Here is a 24,683-nt window from a genome sequence, read left to right on the forward strand (position 1 = left end):
GCTGGGGGGATAGTTTATGGGGAATGATGTTGCAAAAACAGGTGCCTCAAGTGCTGTTCTTGCTGATTTAATAATTTCAAAACCAAAATCAAGAGATGAAGTCAAAGCAGAAATTGAAAAGCGACTAGAAGCATGGAAAGCAGGATTGACCAGTCTTGCAGAAGGTGCTCAAAGGCTCATGAATACTTATCTAGATAAAATGGATGCTCTTGAAGATAGACTCGGTATTGGAGATGATGTCAGCCAGGAAATAGCTGAATTAGAAGCTCGTATAGCAGATCTTCAAGTAAAGAAATACACAAGTGAAGACCTTGAAAAGCAGAGACAAGCAGCACTTCAGAGTGTAATGAAAGATTGGGAAAGCAACGTATGTCCTTTCTGCGGCAGAGTCTTCAGTGATGCAGGCGGCGTTGGAGCTCATTTGAACATAAGCGATAAACAAGTGGAAGAAATGAATACAGCCGCTACCAGAAGCAGCAGTTACGCAAGGACTTTTAAAAATAACAGAGACAAAGAAGGTGGGGAATCAATATCTGGGACTGTAGACGCAGGTCTTAAGAAAGAAGTGGCATATAGTGAGGAGATACATCACCTTATATCTGTAGACCCTTACGCCACTACCCTAAGGCTTTCTAGAGTAGGTAACTTAGCCGGGTTTAATGTTAACGGTATTTCAAACTTAATTGCACTTGCAACAGTAGCTCAAAGCTTCAAAGCTGACCATGGAAAGTCATTTACAAAACTTCCACAGGAAGTCAAAGAGAGAATATATGAATTAATCACAGATAAAACAGGCAATCAAATTCATCAAGGGGCACATGACGGGCCATATGAAGAAAGGTTAATTCAACGGTTATCGGAACTTGAGCAGAAAATTATGAAATTAAGTGAAGGCGGCTGCATTGGGCAGACAAAAGATGGACAAACACAAGCTAAAGATATGTTTGATAGCGAAGTAGCAAAACTTCAGGAAGAGATTAAAAATGATTTGGCAGAATTCGATCCTAAGGAAATTGACCCCGAAACTGCATGGATACTATCTCAGATCAACATGAATATAATTGCTAAGAAAAAGGGAGAAGCAATATGAAAAAGTTTTACACAATTGAATCAGATTTTATGGCACAAGATTACAAAATAAGATTGGGAAGATTGCCTGACAGCATAAACAAGAGAGCTTTCCTTTTGGATGAATGGCAATATATTGATGATTCAAGGGTTTTTTTGCAGTATGAAAAAGTCGGTTCAAGCTTACCTGATGTCTATACATATAATGTTCCACTAGTTTCATCTAAATTCAAAGAGGTACTTGATGATGCCGGCATAACAAATTGTTTCTTTAAACCTGTATGCTTATTTGAAAACAAAGAAGATATAGCAGAATATTATTTGATGCTTGTTGAGCCTCTGGATTGTGTCATATGGGATAAAAGTCAGCATACCGAAGATTGCGGTCTTAGGAAAATTACCGGAGGGTTTGAAATAGATCAAAACAAAGTTGGCAACTTTAGAATATTTAAAATTAAAGATGTTTTAAACAGGTTTTGGATAATCGATGAACACCTCAAAGTCAGGCTTGAAGAAGCAGGAATAAACGCCGCAAGAATTCTGGAAATCGGCGAATATTGGGGTTTATAGGAGTCATTACATGAAAAAGTATTATATTCTTCAAAGCGATAAAAATTTGACAAATGTTATAGAGCCTAAAGGAATTACAAAATCAATCAACCCGGATTATGTGAAGGAGAACAAAATTCAATTCATTAATCCTGAACCCGAACAATTTTATATTGAGCCTAAATCATCCAGCATTTATCCTGACTATATTAAAAAGCCTCTCCCCTTTATCTCAGATAAACTATACAGGATTTTTTTCGGATTAAATATTAACAGCATATTTTACAAGCCTGTTGTTTTTGCCGACGTTAAAAAGATGAAGCAGGACTTGTATTGGCTTATTATACCAAGGAAGATAAATTGCTTGTCAGATAAGACGGAATTCAATGTGGATGGTTCTGTTAACAAGATGGTAATTGATAGCAGTAAAGTTGGCTGCTATAAGGTGTTTAAAGTTAAAGGAATTGCTGAAGATTTTATAATTTTAGATGAAGATATTGTTGCATTGCTTACTGGTGCTAATGCCATAGGATTAAGTTATGTAAAAATATGTTAGAAAAAGACCATACTAAGAATCTGTTAAAATTATTAACATGGTCTTGTTTCTGAATAAAGCTTAATTTAAAAGTGACTCAAGGAATACTATGCTTTGGCGGCAATTAAAACCGCTTCATTCAAATACCAGTTCCAATAATCTCTTCTTTTTTCTATATCATTATCATCGTCACTCCAGTACAAGCCAGATAAAGCTACTGAAGCTGCAAAACTTGCATCCCACAAATCCACATCACGATCTTCTTCATCATCGTCTTTGTCATATGCTTCATCCTCATCATCAACTTCTTCATCAAAAAGAGCAGTTCCGAGCACAAGTGACACACAATTCCCTGCTGCAAAGGGTCTTAATGGCCCACTCTCCAAATTTGTCAAACGAGCACTAAATTCATTAAACATGTTGTAGCATCTTTCCCATGATCTTAACCCATCCATGTATTCCTTCACATATTTTAATATATGTAATGCATCATACTTGTCTGAATAAACCTCCTGCCATATTGGAAGAACTTTTTCGGCACACAAAAAAGCAAGCTTTAGTCTTTTTATTAATGGCTTTGTTATTATAGCTTTTTCTTCATCCATTTCACATGGTCCAAAAGCTGACCAAATCTTTTTTCTATAACTTAAAATTAACCGACCATTAGGTTCATTTTGTAAAGCTTCTTTTGCTTTATTTATTTCTAAATTCAACTTATTATTCATCTAAAAATCTCCTCATTAAATTTACCATCTTAATCCGGAAGGAAAAACATATTTCCATTTTCGTCAAAAAGATTAACTCCTCCAGGCTCAGCTACTATTTGGGTCATGCCATCATTTTTAGTCATGATCAAAAAATAACTTCCGCTATAAATTTCGCTCATGTGTTGACTTAACTCGTCAACACCCGCTCAAAAGCGGAAGTATTTTTTTAATCATACCTTAGCATCCCTTCGAAAAAATTCTCATCAATTACTTGAAAGTCCCGTCCATTTTTTGTTTGTAATTTTTCTGCTTTCTCTACATTTATGTTCCTGTTACATTTCTTGAACCAGTAAAATTTTTATCGTTTGACATTTTCATATCCCCTGTCAATAACTTTATTGGACTGATTATGTTATCTTACTTGAATGTCTATATCAACTTTATCAGATTATTCCATTAGTGCAAATACTTTTAAAATTTATATCTCGGATAAACTATACAGGATTTTTTCCGTTTTAAGTATAAATAGCATGCTTTATAAGCCCATTGTTTTTGCTAATGTAAAAAAGATGAAACAGGACTTGTATTGGCTTTTTATACTGAGAAATATAAATTGCTTGTCAGGTAAATCGGAATTCAATGTGGATGGTTCTGTTAACAAGCTGGTTATTGATAGCAGTAAAGTTGGATGTTATAAGGTATTTAAAGTTAAAGGAATTGCTGAAGATTTTATAATTCTAGATGAAGATATTGTTGTAGCACTTAGTGGTGCTAATGCCACTTGAGTAAGTCATGTGAAAATAGGCTAGGTATTTATATTCACTTACGCATAGGAGTTAATTAATGGGTAATAAAAAAGCAGGCATGGACACGGCTTATAGTTAAAACAGTAAAACACTATAGCTTTGCACAAAAAGTTGATGTTTGACTTAATAGAAGCTTTGGTACACAAAATCAATTTTTTGCAAATCACTATTATCATGCCAACCCCACAACTCACGACTCCATTATTTAAGGTACTAACTTAAAATTAATTCTGCTTTCCTGTTAATATAGTTATAATTTATCAATTTATACAATAAGCATGCAATAAACCTCGCACTATAGCAAAGAAATCCCAAAGAAAATTATATCTCTGGAATTTCTTTGCTACTAGAACAGATAATTTTAATACACTTCTACCTAATCGTCATTCGATAGGTTTTACAGATACTGAATCCAAATACAGCTCAGTGCCTTGCGGCATTGATTCCCCTAAGAAAAATGTAATCCTGCCGTTTGGATCGGTTGTATTTGATTGCATTATATAAGAATACTCAGTCCATTCATTACATACATCTGCAGTAACCGAAGCCGAATATGAAGTCCATGGACTGTTTTCCTTCATTAAAACGATTGACGGTATAAGAAATTCCTTACTAGCCTTAGCTTTGAAGCTTACCTTATAAGTTTTTCCTACTTCTAAATTTAACCCGTATGTATAAAACTGGATGCTGTAGATTCTTGTTCCGCTGCTATTACATGTTATCCTGTATCCTGCGGGAGCCGAATCAAAGTTCATTATATCCCTTTGTCCAGATGCATTTCCACCTGTATCGGTCCATAGATACCATTTTTTTATATTGTCTGAGAAGCTGGGGTTTTTTAGAAGTTCCGGTGTATAATGAGTCATCTGAGTTTCACATATAAAAGCTTTTCCTTTTTTACTTCCAACCATTTGACCTCTATTATTTATATCAGATGCAATTGGTAATAAATCGGGCGAAAAATACATTACTCCATTTTTCCATAGGAATCCACCAAAGTCAGAATCTCCGATAATATCCCCTTTTTCGTTTATACAATAAGCATATGAATTTCTTACTGTAAGAGTCCCTAAATTTTTCATTGCTCCATTTTCCCATATGAACCCATAGCATCTTTCGTCTCCTATAACATAAGAGCGCCCTACAACTTGTCCTTGATCATTTATGTCTTCAGCCTCTGATGTAGTTCCTCCAAGGGTTCCTAAATCTTTCATTACTCCATTCTCATATATAAATGCATGCCATGCACTATTCCCTAAAATATCAAGCCAACCTACAACCTGCCCTTTTTCATTTATGGCATAAGCCTTTGACTGTGACCCTCTTCCTCCAAGAGTTCCTAAATCCTTCATCACTCCATTTTCCCATATAAATGCATGAGATATGCTCTCCCCTGGTAGAGTAGAATATCCTACTATCTGTTCCTTTTCATTAATAGCTAATGCTGCGGCCCACTTTCCACCTAAACTTCCCAAATCTTTCATAACAACATTAGGGAGAAAATTGGGCGTTCTGATTGGAGTATTAGTCGAAATATTTGTAGGTGTAACAGTGGGTGTAAAGTAACCGGTGATGATTTTAAAGTTGTATATCCTAGCAGCTTCCCCGTTGTAGTATGAGGTATATATTTTAATTTCTGTCTCTCCTTGACCCGTAGCTACATATTTCCATACTTCAGCATATACAGTATAACCACTATCATCTTTAAATAATGGCGTTTGTGAGAAACCTCTCTGAGTAAGAACTTTCCCATCTGGACCTGATATAAGTTTACATAAAAACTTGGGGTGATTCATGAAAGATATATGAACTTCCTGACCCAAAGAAACATTAAGAGTTTGACCGTCGTTTTCATATGTAATTATTAATGGATCAATTACCGAACTGGTAACTTCCGTAAAAGAGAATGTGTCAAAATAAATCTTGGCTCCGTCATCCATTTTATTCCCTAAAAAAAGGTTAACCTTGCGTTATAGTCAGTTGTATTTAATATAAAGTATATTTCCTGGGTTGCCCAATCCCCTGCTATTGTTACTGTTTTGCATGGAGCATACGAGTTCCATGGCTTGCAAGATTTCATGAGGTATATCGTTGGATTTGCTATTCCATCTTCACTCTTTGCCCTAAATGTCAGCTTATATTTCTTCCCAACTTCCACTTTTAAGCTTGTTGTATAAAACTGTGCATCTGAAAATATATTTCCTTTTGAAATACAATCAACTCGGTAACTTGCAGGAGCACTATCATAAATTGCTGTATCCCTTACCCCTGAGACTTTTGCAGTTCCCTCTTGACACAAACTCCAATATACTTTATTGACAGTGAAGCTTGGGTTTTGCAGCAATTCGTTTGAAGTATCTGCATAAACTGGCATAAAACCGAAAAGTAAAACTGAGTAGAAAACAATCAGGACCTTTGCAATAAACCTAAAACCTTTCATACTCCTTCCCCCTTCTCTGTTCTCTTTTTTGTGTATTTGTATGGAATTATATTACTCTAATGTAATTATATATAATTAGCATAAAAATTACAAGTACACAATAGAAGCATCTAGAAAGTATAGGCATTGCAGGTTGATCTTCTATGTAAAATATGGCAAATTACTCCAATTAACAATCTTAAGATTTATTACATTTCATCGCTTACACAATTTATGCTCTTCCCAAATAGAACATCATCTTTTTTATATATGCCTTCAATCTATTCTTTAAATAATGTTTTTTCATTTTATGTTTTACAAACAAAAATGCACTCGCAAAACCTTTGTCACTGAGCATGTGAGAAAATAGTGTTTTGTCTTCTTTCGGAATAGGGGAAATGTGTCCACGTATATTAGAAATGGCAATCTTACTTTGATCCAGATTTAACTCTTTTTTAATCATGTTAGATTTAATGTTCTCAAACAAATTATTGCCTTTTTCACTATTAATCGTTAGCAATGACAATCCTTTTCCATAGTATTTCTTTAGTTCATCAATATGGATTCCCCACAAATCACCAATTGTAATATCTCCAATTCTATCCTCATCCTTATATCTACAGGTACTACAGGCCTCCAAAACATTAAACCCATATAAATAAGACTGCATATATGGATCTGCATTCATAACCTGCCTATATACTTTTCCGTTTTCAAATTCAATACATACAGAATAAGAATGCCAACCATACTTCTTATCTCGAAAATTCACAGATGATATTTGGGATTGGTATTTACGACATAGATATTCTTTATATTTTTCCCATGCTGTCGGTGATGGTGCTCCATGACATACAATCTCAACAGTCGTAAGCAAATCTCCATTTCTGCAATTTTTAACCGACAAGAAATTATATAAACCAGAAATTTGGCAGCCCGTTCCCACGAAAAGTGTCACCTTGGCATCATTCAAATCAGAAAGAACGCTTTGAAATATCTTATCTTTACCTAAATCACTCTTAACATACTTACTGCTACATAAATCCATTATTCCACTTATATTATCAACTCTCTTATGTACAACACAAAAATCATTATCAAAAGATGCACCGTAAACAACTCCACCATTCTCTAAAACCGACTCTGCTATGCAACCAAAAACACCACCGGATGAACAACGATCTACATAGGAAGCAGAGTATGCAGCATAATATTTCCTTATCTTGTTTATTGGAACATGCTTAATTACGGGGCATACTTTATCACATAAACCACAACTGCAACACGACGCCCCTCGGTTTTGCTCCAAAAAGCCACCACTTTTATATTCAATTGTTATAGATTTCACCGGACAAACGATTTCACATGCACCGCAGCCATAACACACATTATTATCCATAACTGCCCCCTAGTTAAAAGAATTCCTTAAGAAATGTTCTGACTTTAATCTCTCATCGTTCAGAACAGTCTGAACCTTATTATAATCAATTGTCTTCTTTGAAGCATCACCAATACTATCTTTACTATCAATCAGTCTGTCGCTTAATCCGAACAAATCTAATACATCATAGATTCTCGAATTCATTGAAGCTGCCGAATTCTTTTTGTCGCGTTTAAAAACAAAAAACTGTTTTTGAAAATTAATAGAAAGTGCTACTCCGTGAAAAGAGTCGGTAAAAACATATTCGGCATCGTAAATTAATTTGAGGAACTCTTTAGGACCAGCTTCATTAATTCTTTCTCCACTTCCAGCATTATCTGTTGAAACATACTCCTGCTTTGCATATGGCAGATACAACAAATCCAAATTCTTATCTTTGCAAAAGTCATATATTTTCTCACGGTATTCAATACTGTCTGAGAAGAAATAGCAGAATACATACTTTCTGCGTGCTCTTGAAGTATCAAGAAGAGTTTCCCATTCTTGCTTAGTAATAAGAAATGTCGGATCTATCACAACTTCAACTGATTCAATGCCACTATCTGTCAGCAGTTTTTTTGCAGTTTTTTCTCTAACAGAAACTGATTTAAATCTACTTATATAGGGTATTAATACATCTTTCTCATGTTCAGATAGGACGCTTCGGCTAATACTAGCTGCATAGGATATTTTTTTACTATCACTTTCAGTAAATCCTTGCAAAAATAACAGAAACGCACAGTTTGGGTTCCAGACCTGATCAGAACCGCTTACAAAATAATCAAATTCCCCATCAATATGTCCCAATTCCTCATCCGAAAACACAGATGTACAGGGAATATTCTCTTTTTCAAATTTAAGAAATAGTTCCTTGCGTTTATTTACAATATCTTGTATTTTCTTTCCTGCCAATTTACTCTCTACCTTAAGTAGCAGACGTTTTGCAATTTCTCCAACATTGTACTGTGATAATTTATCCTTTCGACTATGATATACTACATTATTTTCTCCAGAGTATAAAACAACTTTTGCCTCATATCCAAGTCCACATATATAACGTGCCAAAGCGTATGCCTGTAAAACGCCACCATAATTATAGTTGTTATACAGCAACGTCAAGATTCCAATTCTCTTCATTTTTGTTCACTCCCTTTATAAAGAGCTTCTATTTCCGCTTCATGAATAATCATTGTCTTAATGGGAACATTTTCGACAATAAATCTGTTCATCTGCTGGATTTTTTCAGGATTGTCAAATAACTTTTTCAAAATTTGTTGCAACTCATCTTGCGTACGATATATAAAACCCGAACAGTTTGGTTGTATTAAATCCTTGGCACCAACCGTATCGCTCACAATAGCCGGAATCCCATAACTAAAGGCTTCAAGTACTGTGAATCCAAAGGTTTCATTCCATTTGCTGGGCACAACCAAAAAATCCATATCATGCATTACATTAGGAAGTTCACTGTAACTATATGGCTCATGGCATTCTGCATACTCCCTATCGAGCAATCCACTATAGGTAACCAATTTGAAGTTTTTATAATCAGCAGCAAGTGCATCCAAACAATCAACAAGTTCAAAGAACCCTTTTCTTATAGATTGGGGACCAAGATAGCCGATTCTAATTTCTTTGTTTTGAACAATTCCTTTCTTTAAAGCTTTGCGATCTTCTATTTCTCCATTAGAAATTGTCACTACTGTGCCATTCCTAGATACATCAAAATATTGTTCAAAGATTTTCCTGGTATTATTGCTGTTAAAATGAATCACATCCATCTGCTCAAAAATGGATACATAATATTGCCTCAATCTAGCATACTTATTTATATCACTCTGGTTGACTGAGCGTCGGTCAGTTATCCATGAAACAGCTTGATAAGAAGCATTAACGCTCTGAATATGCCGTCTCCTCAATTTCTTGATAATAGACAATTGCTTTATTTGCTTATAGAGTGCTGATTGCATTAATTCTATCTTTTTCTGCGACAAAGCCGTTTTGTTGCACTGAGTGCAATCAATACAAGTCTTTCCCTCTTTACACGCAATGTCGCCAAACATAAAACTACACTTCGGACATAAACCAAAGTAATCATGAGATGTAAATACGGTTCGTACATTTGCCTTTTTTGCTGCTATGATGCATTCCTTTGGCAATCCCATAAGAGTATGCACATGCAAAACATCAAAGCTATTTTTTTTGAAAAACCCCAGAAAAATATCTTCACTTCTAGATTCTATAAATGGCTCTATATCTTTAATGCCATCCAATAAAGGAACTGGCATAGGATTAACAAGCTCATAATTAAAGCAACCTTCTATAGCATTGTGTTTTTTGATGTGCAATGTGCTTTTATCTAATATAGCAAAATGCCCAGGCCACATCAAACCTACTTCATGGCCATTGCCCTTTTCTGCTTTCATCAGATCTATACAATATTTCGTCATCCCACCCGTTCTGAACGGTGGAAAGCCCAAACTGTAATGCAATATTTTCATATTTCAATTACTCCTCTCTGCTGATGAAAGCTTTTCTAGTCAAAATCGCACCTATTTTATAATTTGGTTGATGAATCTATCCTAGAATTCCCAATACTAGTGAATTATCTGGAACACCAAAATTCACAAATGATCCTGGTTGAATATGTACTATATTTCCTATTCTGACACAATTATTTTTAACAATATCTCCATAGTGCAGAATTCTAAAATTATCACCAATTATTGTACTTGCTGGTATAGTCAGCAAATATATTTCTAAATTACTGTGCATAGTCCACGGTTAACATAAAATCGATTAAAACTCATATTCATTTGACTTATCAACCGTGTTGAAGTCATCCACCAGACATCATTCTTTAAAACTTGATTAACGTTTCCTCTACTGAACGTCTCTCAGCAGCAAGCCATTTATTGGATTCTGTAGGATAGCCAAAACCGACCGCGGCAACAATTACTTCATTTTTTGATACTTGTGCGATTTCGTACAACTTTTGAGTATTCGGATGAACAGCTGGAATCTGAAAAATACAACTGCCGATAGCATTGGCATGAAAGCTTTCTACAAGGTAAGATAGATAAATACCACCATTCACATACCACTGCATCGGTTCTGTTACTCCAAACATTAAACGATCTGCAGTCACCAATGCCCAATTTGGCACTTGATCTTCAAATCCTTCGTTTCCAGGAATCAACTGATTGATCTTTGCAACCACTTCCAAATCAGATGTCCAGTAAACTTTTATCGGCTGTCTGTTACATGCACTTGGTGCAAGATTTGCCATCTGAATCACTTTATACATAACATCGTCATCAATTGGCTTTTTCTCATAGGAACGAATGCTGTGTCTACTTTTTAAAAAATAGGTTATACTCTCCATATTTAGATTCTTATAAATCTGAGACATAGATAAAACAACAGTCGTTCCAGCTTTCACATTATCAAACGTAGTAACTGTGCGAATCTTATCAAACTTTCGAATGAGTAATTCTACATCACAATGCTGTTCTACAGAGTATTTCAAGTAGGCATCCAAAATTGCCATAGACTCCACAAAAGCAAAGCGACTAGTATCTCCATTTTCAGCTATATATTTTTCTAACTGCAAAATAAGATTTTCCGCTTTCTCTTTTCCGAATCCTACACGAGGAGTTGGTAGTCCCATTCCCTTTTCTAAAGAATGAGCCAAAAGTAGAAGAATCACTTCATTATTAGTCTCTCCCTTTGATTTATTTCCACCACTTACACAGTATTCTAATTTTATTACTCTCCGTGCAGCTCTTTTTTCGTTCGCGTTCCTTAGAATCCGATTTACTTTTCGCTTAATTTTTTTAACCATACTCAATCTCCTCCTAACTTTAGCTTTCTTGTTCCGTCTTAGCTTCTTCAAAACCATTTTATCAATACGCATATATAGAGATCTAAATACATTTGATTTAAATGTAGCAGCAACGAAAACAATATTAAAGACAACAGTTAGCACAACCGCTCTCAATAGGAATCCTACAAATCCATCAACCGTTATATATGCAGCGATACGATAGCTAATCAAGCCATCTACAATTATAAGTGCACTATAAGTTATGTACATTATAAAGTAATGCAGAACGTTTTTATGGAAAACTCTTCTGTAAATCAAAACTGGGTCAATAATTTCATATGTTAAAAATCTTGAAATTGTAGATGCCCAAAGTATTCCAGCTAATCCAAAATTCATTCCAAGTATAAGAATAAAAACAATATTAAGAATCGCAGCAAAGATCGGCACGTATTTCCCATAAATAAAAAGTCCTGCAGTCGTTCTATAAGTGTAACATGGGAAGTGCATATTTGACATATAATAATATACACAAGCTGCCAACACAGCATCAAAACCAATAATATATTTGCTACCAAGCCAAACACTTACCAACTCAGAAAGGAAAGCACATAAACCTACTGCTGTGAATCCGTAAAACCAGATATTCAGGAAAAACATCTCATTAAACACGGCTTCTTTCTTCTCATCGGTTCCACTTGCATTCAAGTTACCAACACTTGCAACCACAGAATTCATGACTTGGCTACCTACTGTCTTAAAAATGTTAACAAGCATTTTATAATTTGAGTATAAGCCTACTGTAACCACGTTAATTAAAGTTGAGATAAATATTGAATTCGTGCTTTCTAGAACAATTCCGCCAACTTTATAAACTACTAGTGCTTTGATATTCTTAACAATATCTGCAACTTCTGATTTCTGAAGTGGTTTTGTATTCTTATCCTTAAGATAAGGATAGAGTTTATCTGCTTTTAGTGCAACGTAAAAATTATTTAAAAAAGTGCATGCAACAACAATTATCAGATAAATGATAAACTGCTTCGTAATAATTAAGAAAACCGATTGAAGCAGTACCTGTGCAGCAAAGAATACTTGCTGATAAACTTCAATTATATAGTTTTTCTGATCTGCAATAATTAATGACTTCTTATAAACAAAGAAATAAGATAAAACACTATTCAGCAAAAACAGGGAATATAATAGTGTTATGTTTTCTTTGACATATGCGACGTCACCTACAATATATTTCAAAAATGGAATAGCAAGCACACCTAAAATTGCTACAACAATACCAATAACTTGATATGATCTAGCATATAAATGCATCAATGACTTAATCTTTTCCTGATTCCTCTCAGCCAATGGTTTATATAAACTGAAGACCATTGCATTACCTATACCCAACTCTGCAAAAGAAAGTACTGTGAGAATTTCAGTGAACAATCCATTGACACCTAAATACTCAGCACCTAAAACCTTAACAAATACCGTCCGACTGATAAAGCCGAGAATATTTCTGACAAGCTGCATTATTAAAGAAACAGCAGCGTTCTTCATTACATATTCACTTCGAGACTTTTCTACCATAATTAACTCCTTTACCTATTGTCAAAATAAGTAGTACAGCATCATCGTACTACTTCCGATAAGGTATCTCTCAAGATTTCTTTCAATGTATCATGTTTTTCCATGACTTCTTTCAAGCACGTCGATACCTTATTTTGTAGACAATCATATTGCTCCACGAGTTTCAATGTCTTGTCAAGTGCATCCTGGGTAGTCAGTTCTGTCAAATCCACAACATATGGGTAACCTATATTATTATATAGCCCAGAAAACTTTCTACTATATGCAACAGGAATTGTTGCTACACCAGCAGAAAAAGCACCAATCGTCGCATGCATCCTTGAACCGATGAAAACATCCATTGTTGCAATACAATTTTTCGCATCAACTGGAGTACTAAAGGCTTCATGACAAACTACATTTGGATAATCCTTAAATAGCTTTACCGCATCATCTCCGACATGAGGAATTAGATGTATCTCATATTGAGAGTTCTGTGAAAGTATCTGTATCAGCCGCTGAATATATTCATCATAATTGACTTTCAAGCTAGTTTGCAGATTTGTTCCTTCGGTCTTTTGCGAAACAAGCAATCCTGATGGATTTATCCCAACAAGAATAGATTTATTATTTTTGCGGTTCACCTTATCAAATGGTAAACCAAAGGCGAGATCAGTCGTAACCTTAACAGTTTTGTTGCAAAACGATGCAATATATTCTTTTGATTCATAATCTCTTGAAATAACATTTGATGCCTTTTCAATAATACCTTTTGCACGCATCTTCACGATCTCGTCCAGAAAGGGACCATAGGTCTGTGGTCCTAAAATCAAAGGAATCCCCATCTTAACAACAATCTCTTTAATCACTGTCAGTCTAAGGAACCGATCCCTGCCATAAATATCTGTAAAACTATCACCCTGTGTAATATCAATTACCAAATCACATGAATGGATTCTTCTCAACATTCTAATATTCATAGGAGCTTTTTTTACAATTAATTTCCAACATTCAGTATAGCAAAAACCTATAGGAGCAAAGTCTATTCTGCTCACATCAATACTTAAAAATTTTGCAAGCTGAATGTATTTCTCTTTTTGGTATTCATACTCAAAAATGGTATACGAAAATTCATAATTGTTCTCATGGGCAATCATTTCAAGCATTTTCATAAGAGAATATGTTAGAGCAACACAACCCATATTCTCATTACATATCAACCCTCCCATGATTCCTATCCGCACTTTTTTATGTTCCTTATTCATAATATCTGCTCCTCACCAATTCTTCATAATATGCAAACACTGCTACGCAAAAAGGCCATATGAAAATCAAAGCCTGATTAATGCAAAGCAAAGTTGGAGTTGAAAATAAAATGTAAGACATCAGACCTATCAAAAAAGGGTCTGTCCTTTTATCTTTCATATTTTTTCTCAATAGCTTTATCCAATGAATGACAGGCCAGACATAAACTCCAACTGCCAACAAACCTAGCTGAGCAAATAACCCCATAATTCCCGTATCAGCATAATGATAAATGCCATACGGACCAGTACGAATATTCATAAGCATCTGAGACCCCGAGTTAATAATGCCATGTCCAATTAGAGGATTAGCTAAGAACTCACTCCAAAAATACCCAAATGCTCCAGTCCTCGCCAATGTTCCTGCGTATTCTGCACTGCTTGAACTAAAACTAGCCATAAAAATATCTGCTACACCAGTTCCTAATATTGCAATGCCAACAGATATTACAATTAAAATATTTCGAAGCTTCTTTGCAGCCTCAGTTTTGTAGAATAAAAGCACAGCAAATATTGAACCGCCGATTACCAAGTAATACGCCCTTGTCTGCTGAATAAATAATACGCAGTATATGCCTAAAACCAATTGAACTATATGAAACCAACTGTTTTTGTTAATTTTATAACACCATACTTGGCAGAAGTTATATACAACCATTAAGCATCCTACGCTTTTAAGTGTAATACGTATCATATCACTTCTCTCGTATACACTTATATTTAAAAAGACCCTTCCCGCTGTATTATATGCGAAACTTTGAGCTATAAAAATGATATAAGTAATAAACGCAATATAGTTTAAAACTTGAAAGACTCTGTCATAACCATTACTTCTCTTAATGAATCTAAGAAGAGGAAACGCTAGTACAATTAATAAATAATGATTAGCTTCCAATATAACATTATGCAGAATATTATTATAATATCGCAAAGTACTTATAACAATAGCAACTCCGATTGAAACGAATACACAGATGCAGTATTTCTTCATGAAACTCGTTCCATTTTTCCATCCTCCAGCCCATAAAAACAACAAAAAGGATATAATTACAAGTAAACCTTTCTGATACACCCCCCAAATTCTGCTTAGTGAAGATGGTATTTTGATTAGATAAAAGCAATTCACATCTAAAATCGCAAGTAAAACTATAGCAATAATATATACTGCATTAATCTTGCTGATTTTCACTCGTAATTCTTTCATTTCTTACGCCTTCTTCCCAAATTTTTTTCCAAGAAAATCAGACCATGCACCCGCTGCAACAGATATTTTTATACGTTTCCTTAGTACATCTTTTAACGTCTTGATCATTTTGTTGAAATACATAGCAATAACTTGCAATTTAGTACAATACTTGCTAATAAAGATCAAATAATTTCTTGTGTTATAATAATGATATAGATCGCTTCCTTTTCCCGTTGAACGACTCTCTTTGTGGTAAATAACAGACTCTGGGACATAACATATGCGAAAACCATTCTTTTTTATACGTTCACAATAATCCGCATCTTCATAGTATAAAAAGTAATCTTCGCTCATAAGCCCCACCTTCTGGATAACACTTACAGGAATTAACCATAAGCACCCAGTTGCAAACGGAATATACTTTTTTTCATTATGCCGTTCTTCTTCTTTTTTTCCAATCCCATCTATTTTGCATTCACAAAGTTTTGAATCAAAATAACTCCCCCCAAACCAAATCAATTCTCTCTCATCAAAATAATAGATTTTTCCTGTAGCAATACCATTTTCAGAACTTTCATTACAAGCATTAATCAATGGAGAAAGGAAATTCGGTTCAACAACTGTATCGTTGTTTATAATCAAAACATATTCAGGTTTATATTGCAAAGCATGACGTATACCGACATTATTCGCCCCAGCAAACCCAATATTCTGTTTCATATACAAAATATCACACTTTTCATTTCTGATTATATCATCATATTCAACTCGTCCTTTTTGTGAAGCATTATCCACTATAATAATATGAAGATTTTCATAATTTGAGGCAAGTAAACTTTCCACGCACTCCCTAGTATCTTCCACGCCATTATAGTTAACGAGTATTGCACATACCAGTTTTTCCAAGACCAAAAATTCACTCCTCACCTCATGCAATTAATGTTACCTTTATTATAATTGATATATCTCTATAAGCTTGGACACCATTTTCTGAATTGAAAAGCGTTTTAAGACATTATCCCGTATCGCTTCAGGAACATATTCATCATAGTGCTCTATAACATAAATCAACTGCTTAGCAAGCTCAGTATCGTTTCCAGCTTCAAAGACTCTGCCTAATATCTCGTCGTTTACAACTTCATTTAATCCGACCACGTTACTGGCAACACAAGGAATGCCAACTGACATTGCTTCAACAGCAGAGATACCAAATCCTTCATACCTAGAAGGAATACAGAAAATATCAACATTCTCTAATAACTGAGCAATGTTACTAACATTTCCGAGAAAAGACACATAATCACTTACCCCAAGTTCTTGAGCTAGCTTTTGCATTTCACTCATAGCAGAATCATTCGGATTCAGCATACCTCCAGCAAAAAGAACTTGAATGCAATATCCGCTTTCTTTCAACTGTGAGGCAGCTCTAATAAGGACATCTTGTCCCTTTTTGCTAGGTATAAAACGTGCAACATTGACGATTACAATCCGATCCTTATCGAAAACTTTAGTATTTAGCTTTCTGAACTCAGTAAAATCCACACCATTGTATACTCTTTCAATTTTGTTACGTTCAACTCCAGTGCTTGTTATGTTATCGACTACCGCATCAGAAATCGCAATAATTTTATTGCAAATAAGTTTTGCTATCACTTGATCCCTTCTGGGCAAGTCGGTAAAAATATAAGTATCATGAACTGTATAGAAAATTTTAACGTTTGGGCAAAAGACTTTTACTAATAAATAGAAGTTCATTATTGTACCTTGATGAACATGAAGCACTTCGATATGATTTTTCTTTATAAAAGCAATAAGCTGTTTCAGGTATCCTAATTTACGAGCCTTTTTCTCTTTTTTCAGAATTCTCAAGTGTACCCTTGAATCCAATCTCTCTATAAGGGTTGCGTCATATTCTCCAGAAATAATACAAAAGAATGCATTATGACCTTGCTGTACCATCTCGTTAGATACTGTAATTGCCAGATGCTCTACTCCACCTTGGTACAAATCATATAATACATTTAAGACATTCATCATATCACCTTTATCCCTTCGGCAGAATATTGTTTAGGATTGTATAAATAATCAAATCACAAATACAACAATACCAAAGCACTTACCTTTCAATTGTTTTTTCCTGTATAGCCGTTTCAACAACTGCCTCATAAGTAGCCTGTAGATAAGCATATCCATATGCATAATCTGGCTCTAAATACGCTCCCTCGCCCCATTCATTCCAAGCATTAATATAAACTCGTTCTTCTTCCAACTCGTTATTTATTGCCAAACTATGAAAAATATCTTTAAGCCACTCCTTATATAGTGCAGGTGTTGCTCCATGAAAAATGGTCCCCCTTGCATTGCGACGTGCTGTATTATCCCACATAGGCATGACTGCTGGATAACATTTCTCCTGCATTTCAGATAAAAAGAGTTTACGCCGAACCATATCTTGATAATCGTAAACTTTCCCAGAAAAATCTTTTCTTAGTGTGCCTACGGAATCTGATATATCTTTACATTTACGTTCAATACTTCTTGGTTGGAATTCACTTGTTGCATCAAATCCTACTTCAATCCAATTTGTCGTGCTGTTAGCTTCTTTAATAGCAATTAAATAAATATCGCTTCCAATTATAGATTTTGCATAATCTCTCCATCTTTTGAGAACAATTAAAGGCTCTGGAATATGACTGGGTCTATACACTGACAACACTGGTTTACCATTAATTCTGTGATATCTTACATCTTTCATATCGTCGACAACAGCCTCGATAAACTTAGAATAGCTTTCAACCGTTTGTGTTATCTTCATAAGAGCACCAGAATCCGTTCCAGAAAACCGTTTTGTCCAATTTTCATTAGCCCAACAGTAACTAAATTCAATGTCCATGCCCTTATCTTGTAAAAACATATTAAGCGGACGTTCCAGTAACCTAGCCCCATCAAACCAGTAGTAATAAAAACAGAACTCAGTTACACCGTAATTCTTCGCAAGTTCAATTTGGCGATACATATTTTCTTTTAGGCGTAAATCATAGTATCCTAGTTCTCCTGGTTTTCTAGGTTGGTAATGATCAACAAATTGTGGGACTGCTTGGTTTACATTATTCCATTCTGTAGTACCTTTTCCCCACCATTCATCGTTTTGAGGATTGGGATGAAATTGTGTTAGATAATAGGCAACAACTGATCTTTTCGCCTTAATAGGTTGATGTTGCTCAAAAGAACAATACTCTGGAAAACGTTTTCCATACTGATCAAGCACATACAATACATATTTACGCAACCGTGCCTCATCCTCTTTAATTGCAATCGTTCCAATTTTATCTTTTTCTTCTTCCATCCTTATTTTATGTTCAAACCATTTACGCCCTATGGCTTGCTTCACTGCATCACTAATTGGAAGTTTCCAGAATATGTTTTTACATTTCCTCAGTAGAGCTTTCAACAGTTAGACCTCCTATGCAACTCGTATATTAGGACAATACTTCGCTATAAATTCTCTCCATCTCTGCAAAAGAAAAGCATTTATCAAATTTTTTTGCAGTTTCTACACAAGATGGTTTCATATTTTGCCGAACTTCTTCTACTTGCAGTTTTCCAATAGCAACAGCAAATGCATGACTATCAAATGGATCACACAGAAATCCATCAACTCCATTTTCAATATAATCAACAATCCCGTGAACATCTGATGCTACCACAGGTAAACCAGAAGCCAGCATTTCAATACCCGACAAGCCAAGACCTTCTCTTGTAGATGGCATTACTCCAACATCTGCACATTTACAAATTTGTGGAATGTCATCACGCAGCCCCATTAATCTCAAGTCAACTTGCATTTCCTTTGCCAAGCTTTCCAATTCTTCTTTTGTATTTGTGCTTGTCATTGCGTTACCACAAATCATAAATAGTGCATTCGGGATTTTACACTCAGCAAGTGCTTTTATAATAATCTGGTGATTTTTCCTCTGTGACAATTCACCAACAGCTAAAACTAAAAAGTCTTCCTTAGATACACCCAACCTTTTGCGATATTCATCACGATCCACACCCACAGAAATAAACTTTTGAGTATCTACACCTACGCCAGGAATATAGTATACCGATTTGCAATGCATCTTTTGTGCATTAGCATAATCTTCTTTATTAATAGTTATTATTGCATCAGAATATCTTGACATGAAATCTTCTACTGTATGAAACACTAGCCAAGTCTTCTTGCTTGAATGTTTATGGAAATAAAAACCATGGGTAGTATAGATTACTTTTGCCCCTTTTTTTCTCTGCTTTGCACAAGTCATTCTAGCGATAGCTCCGGCAATTGGGGTGTGGCAATGAATAAGATCAAATTTGGTTTGCTTATATAATTCTCTCATCTGTTTGTAAGAAACCAAAGTTTTTCTCGACAAAGGTTTGTTTGATGAGAAATCAATCTGGTGGAATACTACATTCATATCTTTAAAGTATTGTAGCATACATTCTGCACCTGCATGGTTAATGTTTGCAGCACAATGCACCTCATACCCCATTCGTTGTAAAATCAAAATATCATTTGTTAAAAAGCTTTTTATAAACCTTGCAAAAGCTGTTATTATGATTGCTCTTTTTTTCTTCATTACAAACCACCTATAGACACTTTCTCCCTAACTTACGACTATTCAGCAAAAATCCTGCTTCTAGCACTTCTAAGTGAAAAAGCAGGATTTTTCTCAAAGCTGTACTATCAAAACAGAAAATTCCTGTATCTAATCTATATAACGCACTAGCCATCGCTTCATACCCTTATATCTTGTACAAATCTCACTGCACACCATTCAAGAAAACATCCTCATACAAATCCACGATGTGCTCCCAACTATATTCGTCAGATATTCTCTTCTTAGCCTTCACGCCAAGTGCTGCAATTTCTTCTTCACTCATGGCATCAGTTTTTTCGATGATCTTTGCCAAATCACCAAAATCCTTATTCCAATAAATAGCCCCATCTTCGCCAACCTCTCGATTAAAACCAACGTTAAGCAACAAATTAAGGTTGGTGCTGCCTAACGCTTCCAATAAGCTCGGATTGGTCCCCCCCACCTCATGACCATGAAAATAGCCGTAGGCATTTTCACGGATTTTCTTCAAGAGCTCCTGGTCATATACGGTGCCTACAAATTTGATTCTTGGGTCGCTTCTGAAGTGGAGTTTCTGCTCCAGTTCCTCCAAAAAAGCATCATTAGCAGTCGTAATAATGGCAAAATCACGCTTTGATTTTGAGACCATAAACTCGCGTATCATCGTTTCAAAATTATTCTCTGGTACAAATCTACCAACGACCAGATAATAACCTTTAGGAGTCAACCTCTTTGTCTGATACCAACTCAAAAGTCTGGAATCATCACCAGCTAGAATAGATGGCTTTGTGTCAGAACCATATGCAATAAAGGTAGTCTTTGGATGATATTTTTGGTATTCTTTCTGTATGTATTTCTCGATGTTCTTACTATCGCAGATAAGTAAATCTGCATTCTTGATCATCATCCTTTCAGACACTTTCCAATATTTACGAACCAGAACACTCCATTTTTTGCGCATCCATTCATGTCCGTCCGGATTTACATATACTTTGCCACCAAATTTGTGAATTTTGTTCTTATAATGAGCTGCAAAAGGTCCGATTCGACAAGCAAGAATATATACAATCGGATTTTTTATATTATGCTTTTCAATATATTGGCAACATTGTTTCAATGCAATTACATCATAATAGATAGCTTGTGCAGGTCCAATATTAGGAACATTAACTTTAAAACAACGGGCATTCTGGTATTCAAAATCTCCCGTTTCTTCGCTTTTGCATGCTACATGATATTTTATTTCTCTATTATTCTGATGGTACTCTGTCAGCCTGTCTACAAAAGTTTCATATCCGCCATAAGCTCCCGGAATACCTTTCGAGCCAACAATAAACACGTGCTGCATGAATTTTTCCTCCGATAGCTCAAAACTAAAATGTATATATAAACCAACCCATTTTTTATCTTAGTCATACAGGTTAATTTTGTTTCATCCTCAATAATGCAACGTTCTGCAAATGCAGAACCTTGAGTTATAGTATTGAGTAAACCACATACCTATTTTAAATTCATATCAATTGATTGTCAATAGCAAATAGTCCTAATATTTTACATATTTCTCTTTTTGTATATTTTTCTATGAATTTTCGTCAATTTTGTCAACTATTATCTCCAATCTGTCAAAATGAAGATTTAATCTGTCTTTCAAAGGTTCACTAAGTACAAGAGTAATTACTGTACCCACAGATAAATTCTTAAATGAGTAAAAAACATTTGTGTAATTATTGTATATCTGAACCTTCTTTTCAAAAGGTATATCTGATTTAATAATCATATGATCATAAAAATTGTCTTTGTCATCACCGCTTACAAGGCTGCCCTTCTTATGCATTGATATTGGAAGCACCTTTTCCTCCTTCTGGCTCTCTGTCAAAGTAAGTACTATATCTCGTGAATGTATATATATATGATTTTCAGTGAAAGGAGTCTCATTTGCTTTTAGTGAATACTTCCATTGTGCCTTTTGTAACGATATTATTTGCTCCGCTCCAAGAAGCTTGGACAACTTATCTTCATAATACCTTTCGTTAAGCTCATTAATTCTCTTATCTACCGCCTCTATTTTATTTGAAAGCTCTTTATTTTTATCCACGTATGAGTTGCTTACATGAATAGCTCTCTTATCTGCAGCCTTATAGTCAATATAAAATTTGACAGCAATCCCTAGTACTACAGCTAACAAAATAGATAAGGCTATTACTATCCTTTTTTCTTTTCTATGCATAATATACCAATACCCCTTAGTTAACAAACAATCTCAAGAACAAAGCTAGCTTTGTTCTTGAGATTGAGCAAATTTTGATTCTTTTATTTTGAAACAACTATTTCCTTTGTATATGAAGCTATATGAGAACCTGAACTTAAATCCTTTACATATACAATAATCTTATAATCTCTTGCCTGCTTTGGTATCCACATACAAGTATTACTAGGTGAATAATTCTGCAATGTAACCCAGTCAAAATTATCATGTTGAATTCCAATTTTGTACATGAGTTTATCATTTCCTGAAGCATTTACAGTTATTTTTTGAGCCTTCCCCACCTTAAAGCCGCCTTCAACATTGATAGTATCTATTGTTACTTGTGGTATCGACCGATCTAGGATAGTATATGTAAATCTATCTTCAGCCTCATAAGAGCCTGACTTTATATCCTTTATCCTCACCAATATGGTATATTTTCCTGCACTATCAGGTTTCCAACTAAGAATGTTATTTGTTGAGTAATCCTGTAAAACCACAATCCCTTTAGCTTCATGCCTATAAAAAGCATATAAAAGTTCATTTCCGCCTGATCCACGAGCTGTAAACTTCATTGTAGTATTAATATTCTGAACCCGGTCCGGGTGACTCAGCTCAACTGAATCAAGGCTAACGCCTGTAACATCCTTTGTCTCAACCTTATATGTACTTGTACGGAATGCATCGTCAAAATTTGTTGATGAAATGTCTTTTATGTATGCAGAAACTTCATATATACCTGACTTGGGTGAATTCCATGTATACTTGTCACTGGTTTTGTATCCATTAACTATTTGCGGCTTTCTGTACTGTTCACCTATTGTAAACATGTAATTGCTCTTATATTCGCCTCTTGGAGTACTTTCAGTAGCAATCCTGTAGTTTCCGGATTTGCCTACCTGTGTAACATCCAACTTCCTAAACTCAGGGTATGTATAATCATCAGCCTTTATTTCAAATGGCTTGTCTATGGTGTCACATTGGGTTCCCGTAGGATCATTAATATCCAGTATATCTACTTGTAAAGCAAATGTACCTGGATCACTCGGCTTCCAAACAAACAGATTGGACTTGGTGAAGTTTTGCCTTACAACCCACTTTTTACCTTGCTTTACAGTGAAGCTGTAACGTATGTCTTTATTTTTAGTGCCGCTGGCAATAACTTTTACATTAATATTTTGTCCTACGGTTCCATGCCCGTCAATTTCAGCATCTGTTATTACCTTTTCAATTCTCAATACATTAGGATCATGAACAACAATCATATCCATCTTTTGATCAATAAACTTATCTGTTGCTTTGTCCTTAATTCTCACCTGTACATAATATATGCCGTCCTTTTTCTCTTTTGGATTCCAGGTTACAACAGAATTTTCACTATAAGCACTCACAAGCGTCCATCCGCTTGCATCCTGTCCCCATACCTGATACAGCAGATCGTCACTGCTTGGATCTATTGTAATCTTAAGCTTAAGAGGATTTAAACTCATCTGTTTGATATCAATACCTGTTTTATCTTGCGGCTCGGATGTAACAGAAGGTGAAGAAACTGCACTTGATACATTGAAAAACACTGAGCTTACTAGGAATACTACTAAAAACAACCCTACAAAAACTCTTCTCATTTAAAATTCCCCTCCTAAATCTGAAATGATTTTAATTAATAAGCAATAAAAGACTTGCTCAAACGAAAAAGAAAAAGTAAAACATACTACTGAACTGTATATATCTACTATTATTGCAACATTATATTATAAGATATCTTAAAAATCAATATTTATATAAAATGTTTCCATAAAATTACCAGTACACTTTATAAACTTTATAAAAACAAGTTTGAATTTTTGTCAAGTATTAAGTATAATAGTGGTGGCTTATTTGCAATAAAATGCATTTTTGAAGTAATTTACAAATGTAATGAAAGGAACCAATCTTATAATGCTCAAAAATAAGAGAAAACTTTTGCTCTACTTGCTTATTATACCTGCATACCTTCTGCTAATCTATTTCTTCTCACATCAGACGGGCCATACTTCAAATGAAATATCTGAAGGGATGATAAGGCGTGTAGTAGGAAAACTATTTAGCCTTACCGGTAATGAATTAACCGGCAATACATTAGATACTTTAAACTTGCTTTTTAGAAAATTTCTTCACTTTACCGAATACATGATACTGGCTATGCTTTTTTACAGCATGCTTAAAAACTTGCCTTTAAATATCCATAAAAGACTGGCATTTTCAATATTGCCGGCTGTTTTATACTCTGCATCCGATGAGTTTCATCAGTTATTTGTACCGAAAAGAACCGGAAAGATTGCTGATATTCTTATAGATTCATCCGGTGTCATCGCAGGAGCATTGTTGATGTATTATGTTGAAAAGAGAAAAGCAAAAAAAATTGTATAATTTTTCAAAAATTATTGATTT

The 24,683-nt window shown here is 34.8% G+C and carries 22 protein-coding genes; 5 read left to right on the top strand and 17 right to left on the bottom strand.

The window, feature by feature from the left end; all coding sequences use genetic code 11:
• Window positions 1-16 precede the first annotated feature (16 nt).
• The 3 genes from Bccel_RS08705 to Bccel_RS08715 are packed head-to-tail and all read left to right on the top strand — an operon-like array spanning window position 17 to window position 2,173.
• On the top strand, window positions 17-1,090 hold the full coding sequence (locus Bccel_RS08705) for an AHH domain-containing protein (RefSeq protein WP_036937951.1): 1,074 nt from the start codon (window positions 17-19) through the stop codon (window positions 1,088-1,090).
• Entirely contained in the window at window positions 1,087-1,638 is a 552-nt protein-coding gene (locus Bccel_RS08710; protein ID WP_036937956.1) for an imm11 family protein, read from the top strand. Before Bccel_RS08705 ends, Bccel_RS08710 begins: the two co-directional genes overlap by 4 nt.
• Before the next feature lie 10 nt (window positions 1,639-1,648).
• Window positions 1,649-2,173, top strand: a complete 525-nt coding sequence (locus tag Bccel_RS08715) for a hypothetical protein (protein WP_036937960.1) — start codon at window positions 1,649-1,651, stop codon at window positions 2,171-2,173.
• 86 nt (window positions 2,174-2,259) lie between these two features.
• On the opposite strand, the gene Bccel_RS08720 is transcribed toward Bccel_RS08715, so the two are convergent.
• Both Bccel_RS08720 and Bccel_RS32040 read right to left on the bottom strand, forming a co-directional pair.
• Window positions 2,260-2,877, bottom strand: a complete 618-nt coding sequence (locus Bccel_RS08720; RefSeq protein WP_036937963.1) for an Imm5 family immunity protein — start codon at window positions 2,875-2,877, stop codon at window positions 2,260-2,262.
• Between the two features lie 29 nt (window positions 2,878-2,906).
• Window positions 2,907-3,038 carry a hypothetical protein gene (locus Bccel_RS32040; protein ID WP_276326222.1) on the bottom strand — a complete coding sequence of 44 codons (132 nt, stop codon included), beginning with the start codon at window positions 3,036-3,038 and terminating at the stop codon, window positions 2,907-2,909.
• A 246-nt stretch (window positions 3,039-3,284) separates the two neighbouring features.
• On the opposite strand from Bccel_RS32040, the gene Bccel_RS08725 reads away from it, so the two are divergent.
• The gene (locus Bccel_RS08725) at window positions 3,285-3,644 is read left to right on the top strand and encodes a hypothetical protein (protein WP_050753290.1); all 360 of its coding nucleotides are present in this window, start codon (window positions 3,285-3,287) and stop codon (window positions 3,642-3,644) included.
• A gap of 404 nt (window positions 3,645-4,048) precedes the next feature.
• On the opposite strand, the gene Bccel_RS08730 is transcribed toward Bccel_RS08725, so the two are convergent.
• The 15 genes from Bccel_RS08730 to Bccel_RS08805 all read right to left on the bottom strand — a co-directional run bounded on the left by Bccel_RS08730 (window position 4,049) and on the right by Bccel_RS08805 (window position 23,878).
• A complete protein-coding gene (locus Bccel_RS08730; RefSeq protein WP_050753291.1) occupies window positions 4,049-5,605 on the bottom strand; it encodes an HAF repeat-containing protein in 1,557 nt (518 codons plus the stop codon).
• Between the two features lie 8 nt (window positions 5,606-5,613).
• A complete protein-coding gene (locus Bccel_RS08735) occupies window positions 5,614-6,105 on the bottom strand; it encodes a carbohydrate binding domain-containing protein (protein WP_036937969.1) in 492 nt (163 codons plus the stop codon).
• Between the two features lie 211 nt (window positions 6,106-6,316).
• Window positions 6,317-7,483, bottom strand: a complete 1,167-nt coding sequence (locus Bccel_RS08740; RefSeq protein WP_050753292.1) for a Coenzyme F420 hydrogenase/dehydrogenase, beta subunit C-terminal domain — start codon at window positions 7,481-7,483, stop codon at window positions 6,317-6,319.
• A gap of 9 nt (window positions 7,484-7,492) precedes the next feature.
• Window positions 7,493-8,641, bottom strand: coding sequence for a polysaccharide pyruvyl transferase family protein (locus Bccel_RS08745; protein ID WP_036937972.1), 1,149 nt, complete (start codon window positions 8,639-8,641; stop codon window positions 7,493-7,495).
• Window positions 8,638-10,005 carry a glycosyltransferase gene (locus Bccel_RS08750; RefSeq protein WP_050753293.1) on the bottom strand — a complete coding sequence of 456 codons (1,368 nt, stop codon included), beginning with the start codon at window positions 10,003-10,005 and terminating at the stop codon, window positions 8,638-8,640. The genes Bccel_RS08745 and Bccel_RS08750 overlap by 4 nt, the downstream gene beginning before the upstream one ends.
• A 359-nt stretch (window positions 10,006-10,364) precedes the next feature.
• The gene (locus tag Bccel_RS08760) at window positions 10,365-12,917 is read right to left on the bottom strand and encodes a nitroreductase family protein (RefSeq protein WP_036937977.1); all 2,553 of its coding nucleotides are present in this window, start codon (window positions 12,915-12,917) and stop codon (window positions 10,365-10,367) included.
• A gap of 41 nt (window positions 12,918-12,958) precedes the next feature.
• Window positions 12,959-14,161 carry a polysaccharide pyruvyl transferase family protein gene (locus tag Bccel_RS08765; RefSeq protein ID WP_036937979.1) on the bottom strand — a complete coding sequence of 401 codons (1,203 nt, stop codon included), beginning with the start codon at window positions 14,159-14,161 and terminating at the stop codon, window positions 12,959-12,961.
• Window positions 14,154-15,404, bottom strand: coding sequence for an O-antigen ligase family protein (locus tag Bccel_RS08770; protein WP_036937982.1), 1,251 nt, complete (start codon window positions 15,402-15,404; stop codon window positions 14,154-14,156). Before Bccel_RS08770 ends, Bccel_RS08765 begins: the two co-directional genes overlap by 8 nt.
• Before the next feature lie 3 nt (window positions 15,405-15,407).
• Complete coding sequence (locus Bccel_RS08775; protein ID WP_050753294.1) at window positions 15,408-16,298, bottom strand: glycosyltransferase family 2 protein; 891 nt, start codon at window positions 16,296-16,298, stop codon at window positions 15,408-15,410.
• Between the two features lie 39 nt (window positions 16,299-16,337).
• Window positions 16,338-17,423, bottom strand: coding sequence for a glycosyltransferase family 4 protein (locus Bccel_RS08780; RefSeq protein ID WP_036937984.1), 1,086 nt, complete (start codon window positions 17,421-17,423; stop codon window positions 16,338-16,340).
• A 79-nt stretch (window positions 17,424-17,502) separates the two neighbouring features.
• Window positions 17,503-18,837: a glycosyltransferase WbsX family protein gene (locus Bccel_RS08785; RefSeq protein ID WP_050753295.1), complete on the bottom strand. Its 1,335-nt coding sequence runs from the start codon at window positions 18,835-18,837 to the stop codon at window positions 17,503-17,505.
• Between the two features lie 28 nt (window positions 18,838-18,865).
• Window positions 18,866-20,008: a glycosyltransferase gene (locus tag Bccel_RS08790; protein WP_050753296.1), complete on the bottom strand. Its 1,143-nt coding sequence runs from the start codon at window positions 20,006-20,008 to the stop codon at window positions 18,866-18,868.
• Window positions 20,009-20,192: 184 nt separating this feature from the next.
• Window positions 20,193-21,356 carry a beta 1-4 rhamnosyltransferase Cps2T gene (gene cps2T / locus Bccel_RS08795; protein WP_036937987.1) on the bottom strand — a complete coding sequence of 388 codons (1,164 nt, stop codon included), beginning with the start codon at window positions 21,354-21,356 and terminating at the stop codon, window positions 20,193-20,195.
• Window positions 21,357-21,587: 231 nt separating this feature from the next.
• Window positions 21,588-22,235 carry a hypothetical protein gene (locus tag Bccel_RS08800; protein ID WP_036937991.1) on the bottom strand — a complete coding sequence of 216 codons (648 nt, stop codon included), beginning with the start codon at window positions 22,233-22,235 and terminating at the stop codon, window positions 21,588-21,590.
• A gap of 83 nt (window positions 22,236-22,318) precedes the next feature.
• Entirely contained in the window at window positions 22,319-23,878 is a 1,560-nt protein-coding gene (locus Bccel_RS08805) for a hypothetical protein (RefSeq protein WP_036937994.1), read from the bottom strand.
• 313 nt (window positions 23,879-24,191) lie between these two features.
• Between Bccel_RS08805 and Bccel_RS08810 the strand changes: the two genes are divergently transcribed.
• Window positions 24,192-24,662 (top strand): VanZ family protein, encoded by a 471-nt coding sequence (locus Bccel_RS08810; RefSeq protein ID WP_160317707.1) that lies wholly within the window; start codon window positions 24,192-24,194, stop codon window positions 24,660-24,662.
• Window positions 24,663-24,683 lie beyond the last annotated feature (21 nt).

The sequence above is a fragment of the Pseudobacteroides cellulosolvens ATCC 35603 = DSM 2933 genome (assembly GCF_001262605.1).
Classification (GTDB): Bacteria; Bacillota; Clostridia; order Acetivibrionales; family DSM-2933; genus Pseudobacteroides; species Pseudobacteroides cellulosolvens.